Origin of the sequence: Actinoplanes flavus, assembly GCF_017592555.1 — a bacterium.
In the GTDB taxonomy this organism is placed as follows: Bacteria; Actinomycetota; Actinomycetes; order Mycobacteriales; family Micromonosporaceae; genus Actinoplanes; species Actinoplanes flavus.
Map to the genome: position 1 here is coordinate 136357 of NZ_JAGFNS010000019.1, position 15596 is coordinate 151952.

The following is a 15596-nucleotide window of genomic DNA, read 5'->3' on the forward strand; positions in this document are numbered from 1 at the left end:
GTTCCGCCTCGACAGACGTCATGCTCTACGAGGGTCGAAGATCGGCACGGCACGGGACCGCGGTTCGCGGGCGCCTCCCGACCGTGCCCGATACGGCCCCGCACGGGGTGGGCGACGGCACCGGTTCGGGCCGCCGCCCATCCCGGCGCGGCCCTCGCCGACCCGCTTCCCCACACCGACCCTGCTTCGGCGCAGTGCACCATCAACGCGGGCGGCATCGTCAACACGAATCCCCGTCAACACAAGGCCCCCGTCAACACGAAGCTCCCGTCAACACCAAGCCCCCGTCAACACAAGGCCCCGTTAACACGAGGCACCGTCAACACGAGGCACCGTCAACACGAGGCACCGTCAACACGAGGCACCGTCAACACGAGGCACCGTGCGCCATCAACACGAGGCAGTCAGCGGGAGCGGCGCAGCCGGGCCGCGGTTCGCAGCAACGGTCCGAGCGTGCCGGTCACCGCAGCCATCCGACGGGGGTAGGACACGACCGCCGGCCGGGTGCGAACGCACCGCATGAGGACGTCGACCGCCCGCTCCGGTGAGATCTTGAACGGGGTGACCGGCGATTTGGCCATCTTGGTGTCGACGAAACCGAACCGCACCGCGGTCACCGCCACCCCGCGCGGCCGCAGCGCCGCGTCGAGCCCGAGCAGGTACGACGTCAGCCCCGCCTTGGACGCCGCATAGCCGGGAGCATCCGCCGAGATCATCGCGTCGGCGAGGCTGGACAGCCCGATGACGTGGCCCCGCCCGGCGGCCAGCATGCCGGGCAGGACCGCCTCCACGGTGCGGGCCGCGCCGAGCAGGTTCACCTCGATGGCCCGGGTCTGTGCCGCGAAGTCGTCCCCATTGAGCAGCTCGCCGGCCCCGGCCGCGTAGACGCACAGGTCGACGGCTCCCACCTCGGCCAGCGCTTCCGGGAAGCCGGCCGAGGTGACGTCCACGACGACCGGTTCCCCGACCGGCGCGGCCCGCCGCGACAGCCCGGTGACCCGCCACCCCTCGGCCAGCAGCCGGTGTGTCAGGGCGAGTCCGATGCCGTCGCTGTTACCCACGATCAAGGCGCGCATGACCGCAGATCCTGTCACGCCCGCCCTCGACAGGGAGTCGTCCCCACGGCCGGGGGATGGACCTTCTCATCCGCGGCGGGCACCGTCCGGCTCACGACGGTGGGCGCCGGTCGCCGCGGCCCGGCGCGAGCCGCCGGATCCGGGGTCCGGCCGTTCGACGCGTACCGGGTTGCCGCGTACCAGCTCGTCGTGGACCCGCCGGCGGGCGGTGTCGACGGCCCGGCCGGCCGCCGCGTCGCCCGCTTCGAGGCGTTCCCGGAGCAGCCGCGACGCGATGGCCCGGTTGAGGCTGAGCTGCCGCTCGGTGTCGACCACCACGACCGTCCCGGACGGACGGTGCGTGGCCCGAACCGCCGTGCTGGCCTTGTTGCGATGCTGCCCGCCCGGCCCTCCGGTACGGCACGGCACGAAGTCGACATCCGCCTCGTCGAAGACGGTCGGTGTCACCCCGACCTGCACCTGTTGGGCGGTCACATACCAGTTCTTGCGGCCGGGGCCGGTCCGGTAGGGGCTCGGCGCCTGCCAGCACAGTGTCCCGGTCCACGAGTCCGCGAACCGCGCCGCCGCGTCCCCGGTGATCTCCAGCAGCACCGACCGGAAGGTTCCGGGTCGCTCCCCGGCCACGGTCTCCACCCGCCGGATGGAGACCTTCTCCCGTCCTCCGGCGTCGGCTTCCAGCCGACGGGCCAGCCGCGCCACGGCCCAGGCGCACTCCTGCGGTCCGCGCCCGGCGGACACCAGCAGATGTACGGTCACCGCAACCACCTCATGACCCGCCCGAACCCGGCCCGGCTCTCCACCGGCGCCGCCGGTCGTACCCGCCGCCCGTCGCCGTCGGGACGCTGCGGGTTCGCCCGGCCGTCCACTCCGGCGCCGCCCGGCTGGACGGGACCGGCCGGCAGGCCGAAGGTGGGCGCACGGCGTACCGCATCGAAATGGGCACCCAGGTCCGCTCGTACCCCGAAGAGGGCGGGCGCGGCGTCACGGGACCCGGCCGGATGGCCCGGCCCGCCGGGGAACCGCCGCGAGGCAGGCACCGCACCGGCGTGACCGACCAGCTCGGTGGGCTCACCGAGCAGGGCGGACGCGGCGCGGACCGGATGGGACGGCCGACCCGGATCACCCGTCACCGTGCCGGGCCCGGCCTGCGTCACGCCGACCGGACGGGTGTGTCCACTTCGGGCAGGAGGCCCACCGGGGGCGGCCGGGGCCGGGCCTGCCGGGTCGCGGCTCGCACCGGTCGGGGCGACAGCACCCGGCCCGGCTCGTCCGACACGGGCGGGAGGCATCGACCGTACCCGATGGGAACGCTGGAAGGGGAAACCGGGCCGGTCGGGGTGAGCGCCCACGTCGACGGTGACCCGGAACCGGCCCGCCGGCAGGCGGCGCAGGGTGGGGCGGCGGATCGGGGTGAGCCCGAACGGATAGCCGCGGAAGCGGCGGCCGGGCCGCCGGCGCGGGTCGAGCCAGCCGGCCCGCCGGGCGATCCGGGCGCCGAACGTCAGGCGGCGGCGCGGGCGCGGGCGGACGGCCCGCCGGGGCGCGCTCATCGCCGGCCTCCCCGGCGCGGGGTGAGCTCGGCGGTCTTGTAGGTGACCACCGGCAGCGTGCTGACGATCGGCGTGGCCAGGCCGTACGTGACGAGGTCGCCGATCACCTGCTCGATCCGTTTGTACGCGGTGGGCGCCTCCTCGAACAGCAGTTGCCGGTCACCGCAGACGACGAGGGAGCCCACCGCCGTACGCCGGAGTTCCTCGACGGTGTGTTTGGCCTTGCCGCGCCGGAGTGCGTCGGCCCGGGACATCTTGCGCCCGGCGCCGTGTGCGACGGAGTGCCCGGCGTCCGGACCGGCGTGTCCGGCGACCAGGTAGGAGTGGGTGCCGCGGGTGCCGGCGACGAGCACGTCGCGGCCGTCGCCCGGTGCGGCGCCCTTGCGGTGCAGGTAGACGCCGTCGCGGATCTGCACCGCGTTGTGGCAGACGTCGGTGACGGGTTCGCCGAGTTCGGCGCCGATGGCGTCGGCGACGCGTTCGGCCATGATCCGCCGGTTGAGGTGTCCCCACCGGACCGCGTCGTCGTGGGCGGCCAGGTAGGCGGCGGGGTCGGGGGCCGGTCCGGCGCCGTGCACCTCGGTGTGTGCCCGCAGGATGCGCTCGCCGAGCCCGCGGGAGCCGCTGTGCACGATGAGCACCAGGTCCCCGGTGGTCAGGCCGAGCCGCGCGGCGTGCCCGGTGTCGAGGACGGCGTCGACTTTGGCGAGTTCGACGAAGTGGTTGCCGCGCCCGACGGTGCCCAGCTGGTCGGTCCAGCCGGCCGGGATGTCGTCGCCGGGGGCCGGGTCGACGGGCTGGTCGAGGTCGGGGAAGCGGGCCGCGACGCGTTCCGGGACGGCCTTCTTGAGCCGGACCGGGTAGACGGCGATCCCGCAGCCGATGTCGGAGCCAACGAGGAACGGATAGAGCACGGTGGAAGCCATGGCCGCGCCGATCGGGGCACCCTTGCCGGGGTGCAGGTCGGGCATCCCGGCGACGTGGATCATGCCGTCGAGGGCGGCGACCTGGTGGCACTGGGCGACGGCGTCGGATTCGATCCAGCTGCCGGGGGCGGCGAACACGGTGACGGACGCGGACGTGGCGGACTGCGATGGAGACAAAAGAGATCTTCTTTCGGCATGACGGAGGCGCGGCCGGGCGTCAGATGTGCCCCGGGGCCGCTAGGGATGCGCTGGTGAAGTGCCTCAGTACGTCATGCCGCCCACCCTCGCGGATCACCGCGGGCCCGGCAAGCGATTTATCGCCGGCATACCACCGCGGCAGGTACCGGATGGGATTACCGACTTGTTACCGGCGAGTTAACGCTATTCATATCCATCGATGCAGGAGCCCCACTACCCCAGGGAGTTCCCATGCCCGTCCCCACCCTTCGCCGGACATTTTCCCTGTTCACAGCGGCCTTCGCGGCGACCGCGGCAGCACTGACGATCCCCGCGGCACCGGCTCTCGCGGCCAACCCGTATGAACGCGGCCCCGCCCCCACCAACGCCAGCATCGAGGCCGCCCGCGGCTCGTTCGCCATCGCCCAGGTCACCGTGGCGCGGTCCAGCGTCTCCGGCTTCGGCGGCGGCACGATCTACTACCCGACCGACACCAGCGCCGGCACGTTCGGCGCGGTGGCCATCTCCCCCGGCTTCACGGCGAGCCAGTCCAGCGTCGCCTGGCTCGGTCCGCGCCTGGCCTCACAGGGCTTCGTGGTGATCACCATCGACACGCTGAGCACGCTGGACCAGCCGGACAGCCGCGGCACCCAGCTGCTGGCGGCGCTCGACTACCTGACCGGGAGCAGTTCGGTACGCACCCGCATCGACGCGAGCCGGCTCGGCGTGATGGGCCACTCGATGGGTGGCGGGGGCAGCCTGTCGGCGGCCCGGACCCGTCCCGCGTTGCAGGCCGCGGTGCCGCTCACCCCGTGGCACGGCACGAAGAGCTGGTCGACGGTACGCGTACCGACCCTGATCGTCGGCGCCGAGAGCGACACGGTGGCCCCGGTGTCGTCGCACTCCGAGCCCTTCTACACGAGCATGACGGCCGCCCCGGAGAAGGCCTATCTGGAGCTGAACAACGCGTCCCACTCCGCCCCGACGTCGGGGCAGAGCGTGACGGCCGCCAAGTACAGCCTGTCCTGGCTCAAGCGGTGGATCGACGACGACACCCGCTACGACCAGTTCCTGTGCCCGGCCCCGTCCGGCTCGGCCATCCAGGAGTACCGCGCCACCTGCCCGCACGCCTGACCCGTCCCCGCCCGGGGCCCGGCGCACCCGCGCCGGGCCCCGGCACGTCAGTCCGCCAGCCAGTTGTGCAGCTGCTCGCCGTAGGGGCTGAACGCCACCGCGAACAGCACCACCCACGTCACGATCCGCAGCAGCGACCGGTTCAGCCGCCGCCGGTCGCCGTCCCGGCGGGCGGCCGCCGCCGACAGGCCGCCGAGGATCACCCCGAACGCCGCCACCGGGACGATCAGCAGGGCGATCAGCCGGGCCACGCCGAAGATCCAGACGAGTGGGTTGGCGGCCGAGTCCCAGCCCAGCGGAACCGCGACCTTCGGGTCGTCGAGACGATCCAGACCCGGGTCCAGCAGGGCGCCCCCGTCACCGGTGCGCACGACGGCCAGCAGCAGGATGCCGAAGGAGCCGAGCAGGTACATCCCGATCAGCGCCCACTGCGCCGCGTCCGAGAGGCGGCCACCCACGGACCGCCGAGTCTTGATCATGGACGGCAATCTATCGGGAGACCTCAGAACAGGGTGAGCGGGGCTTCCGGCTCCACGATGTCCGGCAGCGGCGCGAGTTCCGGCACCAGCGCCCGCACCTCGTCGTGGAAACGCCGGCACAGCGCCGGAGCGTCCGCGTTGTCCGGCGTGTGGACGAAGAACGTCGGCGACCGCCCCTCACGCAGCCACCCGGCGACGATCGGCACCCATCGCCGCCAGCCCGCGACGGTCCGCTCGACCGAGTCACGGCCCAGGTAGCGGACGATCGGACGGTCGGTCAGGGCGGTGGTGCGCAGCGGCATGCGGGGCTTCTTCATCCACGCGTCGCGTTCGGCCTCGCTGGTCGGCGGCGTGCGGAAGAACTCGGTGGTGTCGAACGGGACCCACTCCGCCCCGATCTCGGCCAGCGTCTGCTCGAGCGGGCCGGGCGCGTGGAAGAAGGCAGGATCGCGAACCTCCACGGCGTACCGGAAACGATCGGGAAGACCCCGCAGAAAGCGCGAGAGAGCCGCGAGATCGCCCGGTCCGAAGGACCCGGGCAACTGCACCCACAGAGCATGGGTACGGGCGCCGAGCGGCTCGATCACCCGAAGGAACTCCGACAACTCGGCACTGTGGGAGAGGGCGCCGCCGTGCGTCACCGACCGCGGCAGCTTGAGCACGAACCGGAAGTCGGCGGGAGTCGCGGCGGCCCACGTGGCGACCGTCGCCGGTGACGGCGTCGCGTAGAACGTGGTGTTCCCCTCCACCGCGGTGCACCAGCTCGCATAGGTGCTCAGGGCGGGCTGCGGGAACTGCCACGCTTTCAGGTTCCACATCGCGCACCCGACGTGCAGTCTCACGATCCACCCCACCGGTCCGTGTGGACCGCCTCGTGGAGCGGCCGCCGTTGCCGCCACCCGTGCCGTTCCAGGTCGGGGACGCGTTCCAGGTGGGTGACCGGCCCGACGCAGAGCCACGCCACCGGCCGCACGCCGTCCGGGATGCCGAGCAGCTCGCGCAGGAACTCCTCCCGGTAGAACGACACCCACCCGACGCCGAGTCCTTCGGCGGTGGCGGCCAGCCACAGGTTCTGGATGGCCAGGCAGGACGAGTAGAGGCCGGCGTCGGCGATGGCGTGCCGCCCGAGGACCGCCGGCCCACCGCGCGAGGCGTCGTAGGTGACCACGATCGACAGGCTGGACTCCAGCACTCCGTCGATCTTGATCCGGGCGAAGCGGCGCGCGGCCTCGGCCGTCAGACTCGCCGCGAACGTCTCCCGTTCCGTGTGGACGTGCTGGTGGAAGGCCTTGCGCACGGCATCGGAGCGCACGATCACGAAGTCCCACGGCTGGGACAGGCCGACACTCGGGGCGGCGTGCGCGGCGCTCAGCACACGATCGAGGACGTCGTCGGGGACGGGCTCTCCGGTGAACTCGCCGCGGACGTCGCGGCGGCGGTGGATGACCTCGTACAGGTCGTGGATCACCGCCGTACGGTACCGGTGGAGGCCCGGGCCACCAGCGCCGGCACGAAGGTGGCCTGCTCGTGCACGTGATCCGGGTTGGTGGCCTCGTCCAGCACCAGCCGCGCCGCGGTGCGCCCGAGCTCCTGCCGCGGCTGGCGCACCGAGGTGAGCGGGACGGCCGCGGCGGCCGCGAAGTCGATGTCGTCGAACCCGACGATGGCCAGGTCGTCGGGTACCCGCAGCCCGGCCGTGACGGCGTGCTGGAGCAGGCCGAGAGCGAGCAGGTCGTTGGCGCAGAACGCGGCGGTCGGCCGGCGGCGGCTGGGCAGCCCGGCGAGCCGCTCGCCCGCGGAGCGGCCCTCGTTGACCGTCATCGCCTCGGTCGGCAGGTGGATCAGGTCCTCCTCGGGCATGCCGAACTCGGCCCACACGGCGCGCGCCCCCTGGAGTCGCTCGCGGACCTGCCCGATGCTGGACGGCCCGCCGACGAACGCGACCCGCCGGTGCCCGCGGTCGATCAGGTGCTCGACGGCGATCCGGCCGCCGAGCACGTCGTCGACGGCGACCGAGCAGTGCCCGCCGGACCGGCTGAACCGGTCGACCAGCACGAACGGGATGCCGCGCTGGGCGATCTCGGTCAGGTGGCCGGCGTCCGGGTCGACCGGGGTGATCAGTATGCCCTGCACCCGCTGCTGGACGAGCCGGTCGATGTGCTTGGCCTCGCGGTCGGAGCGGCCGTTGGAGTTGCACACGAACAGTGACAGGTCGGCGGCCTCGGCGGCGGTCTCGATGCCCTCGGCGACGTCGTGGAAGAACGGGTTGCCGCCGTCGAGCATCACGTACGCCAGCGCCCGGCTGGTCCCGGCGCGCAGCTGGCGGGCCGACTCGTTGCGCACGAACCCGAGCTCGGCCATGGCGCGCTCGACCCGCTCCCGGGTGGCCGCGCTGACCACGGACGGCCGGTTGAGGACGTTGGAGACGGTGCCCAGGGAGACGCCGGCGGCGGCGGCGACGTCCTTGACCGACGGGGCTCGACCGTTGCGCGGGTGCGGAGTCAACGTGGGCCCTTCCTGACGGTGGGTGAGATGACCAGAAGTCAAACACGCCGATTGAAACATTTCAAGTCCGTCCGGAACCACGATGGTTCACCGCTCGGCGTCCCGGTGGACGGCCACGTGCGATCTTGCACACCGTGGGCCTGCCCCGGAGCCGTCCACGAGCGACGGCGCGAGACCAGCCTCCCCCGCCGGGCCGCGGCCCCACCACCGGCCGGTATCGACGTCAGCCGCACACCGCCTTCTCCGGCTGATCCGGAAAGGCCTCGTCATCCAGCGTAAAGGCTGGGTGGCACGCGATCACATCCGGACCGGCGACTTGCCGCATCCCACGCCCGGCGCCCGCCCTCTCCCCGATCAACCCCTTTCCCGGTACGCGGTGGAGCGCCCCCGGCGACAGCGGCCGCTCCGCCGGCTCCGCGCGATCTCCTGCCCGCTCCCGCCTGTGCCGCGCCCGCCGGGCGGAGATCGGTGGTCACCCCAGCCGACCCGACCGGCCACGATCCCACCACAAACGTCGCCGACTACAGCGACGACACCGTTTGAGCGACAACCACCCAGCCCGACCAGCCACGACCCGACCGCAAACGGCCACACCCGGAGTGGCGGCAAGTTCGTCCTGAGATCCGCGATTCTCGCCCCGGACCGACCGGTGGTCTCGGGTGGTGTGGCTACATTCGGTCGATGGGTGAGATGCGGATCGAGGACGCCTGGCCGGACCCGCGCGGCGGGGTGGCCGTGACCGGGCGGGTGCGGGGTGGGCCGATCCGGCGCGGCGACACGCTGCGGCTCACCGCGGACGGCGGGTCGGTCCCGGTCACGGTGGTGCGTTTCCTGCGGCTGTGCGGCCGGCGGGATCCCGAAGTCGCGCGCCCGGAGGAGAACACCGCCATGGTGCTGCGCTCCGTTCCGGAGGGGATCGCCCTCATCGGCGGGATGCTCCACACCGAACCGGGCGATCCCGGCAACGGGCCAGGGCGACGGCCGTAGTCCGCAGGCGTCGCGCGGCCCGGCTCGACGGTGCGGAGTTCCGGTCAATCATGGAAGACCTCCCAGACCGGGTGGTGGGTGCGTAGCGGGCGCAGCAGGGCGCGGTGGCGGGCGCCGACGTACATCTCGTGGTGGTCACCGGTGTCGTCCTGTGGACCGGTGTGGATCACCAGACCGGGACCCGCATAGGTGTGCATCGCGACACCGGGCCAGGACAGCGGGCGCAGCGGAACCCTCGTCAGGCCCGCGGTCATCCGGGCCGCCTCCTCCGCGGTGCACAGCGCGAAGCCGCCGACCGGACCGTCCAGCGCGGCCCGGGCCAGCGCGAAGTGCAGGAGGAAGGCGCTGAGCCGGTCACGCTCGGCGACGAGATCGCCGTCGTAGTCGTAGAAGACCCGTGGGTCGGGCTCCGACGGGTCGAGCAGCAGCCGGAACACGCCGTCGGACTCGTGACCGAACGGGATCAGCCCGTCCGGCCAGGGGCCGCCGAACGGCTCCCGCGCGATCCTGGCGGAGTGGCCGTGGACGGCGTCCCGTCCGGCGGCGATCCGGTGGAACTCACGCAACGGCGGCGGGCCCCAGGAGACGGGAACGCCGGGTGGCTCGTCGGCGAACCAGCCGGTGACGAACCGGTCGAGCGCCGCCAGCGGGTCGGCCGGGACCAGGTCGAGCCAGTCGAGGGAGGGCTGTTCGGGCGCCTCGCCGGTGGGCCGCACCCGGTCCAGCAGGTCGTCGGGCAGCGGATTCTCGACATACAGGCCGGCGTCCTCCAGCCGGCCGTGGTGGCCGCCGCGGCGGGTCAGCCGGACCGGGCCGAGCGCGACCAGGGCGCCGTCGGCCATCCGGGCGAGGGCGACAAGCGGCGGCGGGTCGCCGCTGAGGCAGGCCGCGGCCGCCGGTGGAAACGGCGCCCGCAGCTCGATGTCGGCGGCGGTGGTGATCCGGCTGCCGTCCGGACGGTCACCGGCCGCCACCACGATCACGGCCAGGGTGGGACCGATCGCGAACGTGACCAGGTCGTCGCCGCACACCACCGCGCCCGGGCCGGGCAGGGCCAGGACCGCGGAACCGGGGACGATCTCGCCCTGTGTGATCGGCATGGGGGCAACCTACCGGCGGGGTCTGACAGAAACCGGCGGGCCGCCGGTAGGGTGCGCCGGTGGCACTCGGCTCGGACTTTCGGCGCCTGTGGGCAGCGTACGCGGCCAGTGAGATCGGCACCGGCATCGGCTTCGGCGCGCTTCCGCTGGTCGCGATCCTGGTGCTGGAGGTTCCCGCCTGGCAGGTGTCGCTGCTGGCCACGATGTCCGGGCTGGCGGCCGCCGCGGTGGCGGTGCCGGCCGGCCCGTGGGTGGAGTTCCGCCGGAAACGCCCGGTCATGGTCGGCGCCGACCTGGCCCGCGCGCTCGCCCTGTTCAGCGTGCCGGTGGCGCTCTGGTTCGACGTGCTCGGCTACGGGCAGCTCGGCCTGGTGGCGGCGATCCAGGCGGCCGCCGCGATCCTCTTCGCGGCAGCCAGCGGCGCCCACCTGAAAGCGCTGGTGGCGCCGGGTGACCGGGCCACCGCGACGGGCCGGATGGAGGCCACGTTCTGGACCGCCTACAGCGCCGGCCCGCCGATCGGCGGGGCGCTGACCTCGTGGGTGGGCGTCGGCTGGACGGTGACCGTCGACGCGGTGAGTTTCCTGCTGTCCGCGGCCGGTGTCCGCAGCCTGCGCGGCCCGGAGCCGGAGCCGCCGCGGCGTGAGCCGGGCACCGGCCGGTGGGCGGAGATCGGGGCCGGCTGGCGGTACGTGTTCGCCCACCGTGACCTGCGGGCCCTGTTCCTCAACGCGCAACTGTTCGGGTCCGGCATGATGGCCGCGTCACCGCTGCTGGCCGTCCTGATGCTCGACGAACTGGACTTCCCGGCCTGGCAGTACGGCATCGGCTGGGGCATCCCCTGCCTGGGCGGCGTCCTGGGCGCCCTGGCGCTGGCGCCGCTGACCCGCCGGTTCGGCCGGCACCGGGTCCTGTTGTGGTCGGGTGTCTGGCGGGCGGTGTGGCTGTGCCTGCTGGCGTTCCTGCCGGCCGGGCTCCCCGGGCTGCTGCTGATGATCGTGGTGGAGACGTTCGCCCTGTTCGCGACGGGGGTGTTCAATCCGGCCTTCGCGGTGTACCGGATGGAGCAGACCGAGGACCACTACATGACCCGGGTGATCTCGGCGTGGTCCATCTCGTCGCGGATCTGCCAGCCGGTGGGCATCGCGCTGGGCGGGTTGCTGGCCGCGCTCACCGACGTACGAACCGCCCTGGCGATCTGCGGCCTCGCCGTCGCGGGCAGCGTCGTCCTGCTCCCCTGGCGGCACGGCGGCCCGGGTCACCGGCTCCCGTACACGCCCGAGCCCGGGTCTATGGGCGATCGCCGAACCAGGTGAGGGCCTCGCCGTGCGGGCGCGCCCAGGCCAGCGGCCGCCCGTCGAGCGCGAGCACGTTGTGCAGGCGCTCGTCCGGCGGATGCGGCAACCCGGCGTGATCGAGAACGGTCGGGTTCTCCACCGCGATCCAGTGGGCGCGCATCGTGCGTACCAGATCGGTGAAAGCCCGGCGCCGATCGTCCGGAACCTGATAGAGGACCGACGTGTGGAAGACGACCAGGGTGGCGCCGGCCGGCGCCCCGGCGGCCAGCGCCGGCAGATCGTCCACCAGGTCGCCGCGGACCAGCAACGGCGGGTCGGAAGCGACGGTACGGGCGGCGGCGCGCTGCCGTTCCCGGCGGTCGTCCTGTTCCGGCCAGATCAGGGCCTGCAACCAGGCGGCGTCGGCCGGATCGGTGACATCGAGCGGGTTCAGGTCGAGACCCGCGCGCCAGACCACCTCGGGCAGCTCCCGCGGCGGATCGATTCCGGTCAACGCGCAGTCGAGGACCGGATCACCCGAGCCGAGGACGTGATCGCCGTAGCGGTACCCGTACCGGTCAGGAAAGAGATTGAGGCCGGCCGACGCGCCCACCTCGAGCAACGCCAGGGGTTGCGGCAGCGCCGCGAGCAGCGGCAGCAGCAGCGCGCACCGGGCCGGCTCGTTGGTCTGCGTCGCCCGGTGACGGATCTCGTGCGCGATCCGCTCCCAGTTCGCCGCCGCGAACTCCAGGAACGCCGGCGGGTCGGTGACCGGCGCGCCCAGGAACCGGCCGGCCGCGAACAGCAGGTTCGGCTGCCGCTTCGCCGGCGGCAACGTGTCCAGCAGGCCGATCAGGCGGGCGTCGCGGGAGACGGCGACGGCGAGGTTCTCGTACGCCGGGGACTCGCCGGCGGCCTCACGCGCGGCGAACTCACCGTAGATCAGCGCAGTCGTCACCGGCGCATGATGCCACGTAGACGACATCCGGCTCGCCGCTCCCGACCGGCACCCGAACCGTGCGGACCGGCCCGATCGTCCGGGTCAGGGTCGCCTCGAAACCCGGCTCGGCCGACGCGCTCCACACCGCGAGCACCCCGCCCGGCCGCAGATGGTCGCGCAGCATCGCCAGCCCGGCCGCACGGTACAGCCCCGTGTTGTGATCGAAGACGGTCCAGCCGGGGCCGTTGTCGACGTCCAGGCAGATCACGTCGAACCGGTCGCTGGTGCCGGTGAACCAGGCCGCCAGATCGGCGGTCACCACCCGTACCCGGGGATCGTCGAGCGCGCCCTCGCTGAACGGCCGGAGCACGCCGTGATGCCACCGCACCACGGCCGGTTCTATCTCCACGACGACGATCTCCGCGGCGTCCGTGTGGACCGCCTCCGCCAGCGAGAATCCCACCCCGAGGCCGCCGATCAGCAGCCGCGGTCCGGGCGGCGCGGCGGCCAGGGCGGCCCGCACCAGCACCCGCTCCGACTCACCCGACCGGGTGTCCATCAGGAAGACACCGTTGCTGATCAGCTCGAAATGCCCGGCCCGGCGCCGCAGGACCAGCTCACCGCGCTCGGTGAAGACCCGTTCGTCCATGGGCGGCAAGCCTACGCAACCAATGGATGCCCGTCGATGAGCTACGGTGGCCTGTCGTGAACCCCGTCCCGGATCACTGCACCCGGGCCCTGGCCAAGGCGCAGCGCAACAGCGTCGACACCAGCGGCGCCCTCGCCGTCGCACACACCCGCGACGGCGGCGCCGACCTCTACCTGATCGTCTACCCCGACCGGCTGGAACTCGCCAGCACCGGCACCCTGATGCGCGCCGGCGCCGGCCGCGAACGCATCCCCCTCACCGCCGTCACCTCGGTCACCGCCCACCGCGGCCTCCTCCGCTCCCGGATCGACATCGAAACCGGGGGCCACACCGTCTCGTTCGGCACCGACCGCCCGACCGCGCCCTACCTGGCCGACCTCATCCAGCAGTGCCGCACCGGCATCCCCGCCGCCTCCCCCGACAACACGGCCCTGCTCCACCACCTCACCGAACTCCACGCCGCCGGCCTGCTCACCGACGACGAATACACCACCAAACGCGACAACCTCCTCAACCCCCCTTCATAGCTACGCCCACTCGCACCGCCATCCACCACGGCACGAACCTAGCGAGGGGGTACGACAGAAACTCAGGCCCCGAACAGCGCCCCGATCAACTCCTCCGGCGCGGTCCCGGACGGACGATCGCTCACCTGGCCGTCGCCGATCTCGACGATCCGCCACCGCCCATCGGCACGCCGGACCAGATCGGCGGTCACAAACGGCAAACCCAGCGATCGTACGGCGGACTCCGCCACACCGATCTCGACATCCGCGGGCGGCGGCGCCTCCGGGGTATCCGGGTGCGCCGTGACCAGCCGGCACGTGCCGTCCACCCACCACGTGCGCACCTCCGCACCGGTGAACGACTCGAACCGGCGTACCACGAACCCACCGGCGAAATCGTCGCCGCGCAACTCCCGGAACCGGCTCGCGACCCGCCACGCCGCGGGTTCGTCCGCGACGTCCGGCAGGAACGCCGCCTCGTCCCAGTGGTGCTTCATCGACTTGGCGTAGTCCCGCAACACCGCGGGCCCCTCCCCCAGCGCGACACACGCCCGCCGGAAGTCCTCCCGCCCGTCACCGTCGGTCCACGCCGACTCGGGGGTGTCACCCTCGGCCGCCGCATACCAGCCGGGCAGCTCATGCGCCCGCCGGTACGAGGCGGCCCCCGTCCGCAACGTCACCCCACGGGCGGACAGCGCCCCGGCCATCGCCTCATACCGCCCACTGTCGAGCATCCATCCCCGATAGACGGCCGCGGCGCTCGCCGGAACCCGCGCCACCGCGGCGTCCCAACCGCTCCGCGCGTCATGGTCGATCAGGGCGACCACGATCCCGGCCTCCCGGGCGGCCCGCGCCTCCCCGGCGAAGTGCTCATCAGGGCGGCGCGGGCGCAGAACATCAGCAGGCAGCAACAGCATCACGCCACGATGATCGCTCACAGCCCCACCAGCCGGGTCGACCCGAACGGCACAGGCCAGCCGAGCGACAGGCGCCCAGCCAGGCAACGCGAGCGCAGCCGGGCAGCGCGGGCCCAGCCGGGCAGCGCGGGCCCTGCCCGGCAGTGCGGGCCCAGCCAGGCAACGCGGGCCCAGCCAGGCAACGCGGGCCCAGCCAAGCGACGCGAGCGCAGCCAGGCAACGCGAGCGCAGCCAGGCAACGCGGCCCCGGCCAGGCAACGCGAGCGCAGCCGGGCAGCGCGGGCCCAGCCGGGCAGCGCGGGCCCAGCCGGGCAGCGCGGGCCCAGCCGGGCAGCGCGGCCCAGCCGGGCAGCGCGGGCCCAGCCGGGCAGCGCGGCGCTGACCAGACGGCACGAGGTGACGGGACCTCTATGGTTTCCGGGCTCTTCCCCGGGAACCAGGAAACCCGGACGTGGTCACGGGTGACGGCTCCGAACGGTGCGGGATCTCAGACGTAGCGGCGGGTCAGGCCCGCACGGCGGCGATCCGGGCGGGCCAGGGGCGCCAGCGCTGCGAGCAGAATCAGGGCGGCCAGTGGCAGGTTGTCGACGTCCAGAGTGAGCGCCACGATGCCCGCGCCGAACATCAGTGGGCTCCACGCCGGGGCCCGCCGGGCGGCGACCATCAGGCCGAGCAGGGTGAGCATGCCGAGAGCGAACAGCAGAGGGCCGGCGACTGGGAACGGTTCGGGCAGCGGGACGGCGCGGAGAACGGGTGACAGATCCCCGGCGATCACCCAGAGAAAGCTGGCCACACCGGACAGGGTCATGGCGGTGGCCACCGTGGCGACCGGTCCGGCGCCCGGCGGGGCAATTCTCCGCAGGCCGACGGCGAGCACACCGAACAGCACCATGGCGGCGAAGAACGCCAGGTGCCCGGCGGCCCAGGCGAGGTCACCCGGATCGCGGGCGCCGTCCAGGCCGTCGATCAGGCGGAGCAACCCGTAGACCAGCATGAGAGCCGGCGCATCCAGGGCGGCGAAGCGAACGGTGACGCTGTTCGATGGCATGGCCTGACCGTATGACCGTGCCGCATCAGCCCGGCACCGGTGCTTTCCCTGCCCCGCCCCCGATTCCCCGCTAAGGGCTCCCCGCCACACCCCCTAAGGCATCCTAGGAACCCATCCCAAAGAGATGGCCGGTCGGTGCTTTCCAAGCGCCACCGTGGTCGATCACGTCAGGACCGTTCCACCCACCATCCGCGTTGAGGCGTTCACGACATCGTCACTCACAGTGGCGTGACCCCGAAGACGACGGTGAACGACAAGTGGATCGTCAATATGAAGCGCGCTCAACACCAGACGTTCAACACGAAACGCGCAACATTGCAGGCGC

At 72.9% G+C, this 15596-nt stretch carries 17 protein-coding genes; 4 read left to right on the plus strand and 13 right to left on the minus strand.

Going from position 1 to position 15596, the window contains the following annotated elements; translation table 11 throughout:
* Positions 1 to 404 precede the first annotated feature (404 nt).
* The 4 genes from J5X75_RS27290 to J5X75_RS27305 all read right to left on the minus strand — a co-directional run bounded on the left by J5X75_RS27290 (position 405) and on the right by J5X75_RS27305 (position 3729).
* Positions 405 to 1076 (minus strand): SDR family NAD(P)-dependent oxidoreductase, encoded by a 672-nt coding sequence (locus tag J5X75_RS27290; protein WP_208470362.1) that lies wholly within the window; start codon positions 1074 to 1076, stop codon positions 405 to 407.
* A 66-nt stretch (positions 1077 to 1142) separates the two neighbouring features.
* Complete coding sequence (gene prfH / locus J5X75_RS27295) at positions 1143 to 1832, minus strand: peptide chain release factor H (protein ID WP_208470363.1); 690 nt, start codon at positions 1830 to 1832, stop codon at positions 1143 to 1145.
* Positions 1829 to 2626 (minus strand): hypothetical protein, encoded by a 798-nt coding sequence (locus tag J5X75_RS27300; RefSeq protein ID WP_208470364.1) that lies wholly within the window; start codon positions 2624 to 2626, stop codon positions 1829 to 1831. The genes prfH and J5X75_RS27300 overlap by 4 nt, the downstream gene beginning before the upstream one ends.
* Entirely contained in the window at positions 2623 to 3729 is a 1107-nt protein-coding gene (locus J5X75_RS27305; RefSeq protein ID WP_208470365.1) for an RNA ligase RtcB family protein, read from the minus strand. The genes J5X75_RS27300 and J5X75_RS27305 overlap by 4 nt, the downstream gene beginning before the upstream one ends.
* A gap of 252 nt (positions 3730 to 3981) precedes the next feature.
* On the opposite strand from J5X75_RS27305, the gene J5X75_RS27310 reads away from it, so the two are divergent.
* Entirely contained in the window at positions 3982 to 4863 is an 882-nt protein-coding gene (locus J5X75_RS27310) for a poly(ethylene terephthalate) hydrolase family protein (RefSeq protein ID WP_208470366.1), read from the plus strand.
* Positions 4864 to 4910: 47 nt separating this feature from the next.
* Here J5X75_RS27310 and J5X75_RS27315 read toward each other — a convergent pair whose 3' ends face one another.
* From J5X75_RS27315 to J5X75_RS27330, 4 genes are read right to left on the minus strand one after another with little or no spacing between them, the layout of a single operon-like run.
* Positions 4911 to 5342, minus strand: coding sequence for a hypothetical protein (locus J5X75_RS27315; protein WP_208470367.1), 432 nt, complete (start codon positions 5340 to 5342; stop codon positions 4911 to 4913).
* A gap of 23 nt (positions 5343 to 5365) precedes the next feature.
* Complete coding sequence (locus J5X75_RS27320) at positions 5366 to 6184, minus strand: DUF72 domain-containing protein (protein WP_208470368.1); 819 nt, start codon at positions 6182 to 6184, stop codon at positions 5366 to 5368.
* The gene (gene bluB, locus J5X75_RS27325) at positions 6181 to 6807 is read right to left on the minus strand and encodes a 5,6-dimethylbenzimidazole synthase (protein WP_372450974.1); all 627 of its coding nucleotides are present in this window, start codon (positions 6805 to 6807) and stop codon (positions 6181 to 6183) included. Before bluB ends, J5X75_RS27320 begins: the two co-directional genes overlap by 4 nt.
* The gene (locus J5X75_RS27330) at positions 6807 to 7847 is read right to left on the minus strand and encodes a LacI family DNA-binding transcriptional regulator (RefSeq protein WP_208470370.1); all 1041 of its coding nucleotides are present in this window, start codon (positions 7845 to 7847) and stop codon (positions 6807 to 6809) included. Before J5X75_RS27330 ends, bluB begins: the two co-directional genes overlap by 1 nt.
* A 681-nt stretch (positions 7848 to 8528) precedes the next feature.
* Here J5X75_RS27330 and J5X75_RS27335 point away from each other — a divergent pair.
* Positions 8529 to 8834, plus strand: a complete 306-nt coding sequence (locus J5X75_RS27335) for a hypothetical protein (RefSeq protein WP_208470371.1) — start codon at positions 8529 to 8531, stop codon at positions 8832 to 8834.
* A gap of 44 nt (positions 8835 to 8878) precedes the next feature.
* On the opposite strand, the gene J5X75_RS27340 is transcribed toward J5X75_RS27335, so the two are convergent.
* Positions 8879 to 9934 carry a hypothetical protein gene (locus J5X75_RS27340; RefSeq protein WP_208470372.1) on the minus strand — a complete coding sequence of 352 codons (1056 nt, stop codon included), beginning with the start codon at positions 9932 to 9934 and terminating at the stop codon, positions 8879 to 8881.
* 59 nt (positions 9935 to 9993) lie between these two features.
* Here J5X75_RS27340 and J5X75_RS27345 point away from each other — a divergent pair, with 59 nt between their 5' ends.
* Positions 9994 to 11250 carry an MFS transporter gene (locus tag J5X75_RS27345; RefSeq protein WP_208470373.1) on the plus strand — a complete coding sequence of 419 codons (1257 nt, stop codon included), beginning with the start codon at positions 9994 to 9996 and terminating at the stop codon, positions 11248 to 11250.
* On the opposite strand, the gene J5X75_RS27350 is transcribed toward J5X75_RS27345, so the two are convergent.
* Together J5X75_RS27350 and J5X75_RS27355 are read right to left on the minus strand one after the other, a co-directional pair.
* The gene (locus J5X75_RS27350; protein WP_307798282.1) at positions 11225 to 12169 is read right to left on the minus strand and encodes a DUF2332 family protein; all 945 of its coding nucleotides are present in this window, start codon (positions 12167 to 12169) and stop codon (positions 11225 to 11227) included. The two genes, J5X75_RS27345 and J5X75_RS27350, sit on opposite strands and share 26 nt — an antisense overlap.
* Positions 12144 to 12800 (minus strand): spermine/spermidine synthase domain-containing protein, encoded by a 657-nt coding sequence (locus J5X75_RS27355; RefSeq protein ID WP_208470375.1) that lies wholly within the window; start codon positions 12798 to 12800, stop codon positions 12144 to 12146. The genes J5X75_RS27350 and J5X75_RS27355 overlap by 26 nt, the downstream gene beginning before the upstream one ends.
* 56 nt (positions 12801 to 12856) lie before the next feature.
* Between J5X75_RS27355 and J5X75_RS27360 the strand changes: the two genes are divergently transcribed.
* Positions 12857 to 13327, plus strand: a complete 471-nt coding sequence (locus tag J5X75_RS27360) for a PH domain-containing protein (protein WP_208470376.1) — start codon at positions 12857 to 12859, stop codon at positions 13325 to 13327.
* 62 nt (positions 13328 to 13389) lie between these two features.
* On the opposite strand, the gene J5X75_RS27365 is transcribed toward J5X75_RS27360, so the two are convergent.
* Both J5X75_RS27365 and J5X75_RS27370 read right to left on the minus strand, forming a co-directional pair.
* Positions 13390 to 14223 carry an ATP-grasp domain-containing protein gene (locus tag J5X75_RS27365; protein WP_238489519.1) on the minus strand — a complete coding sequence of 278 codons (834 nt, stop codon included), beginning with the start codon at positions 14221 to 14223 and terminating at the stop codon, positions 13390 to 13392.
* A gap of 487 nt (positions 14224 to 14710) precedes the next feature.
* Entirely contained in the window at positions 14711 to 15271 is a 561-nt protein-coding gene (locus tag J5X75_RS27370; RefSeq protein WP_208470378.1) for a hypothetical protein, read from the minus strand.
* Positions 15272 to 15596 lie beyond the last annotated feature (325 nt).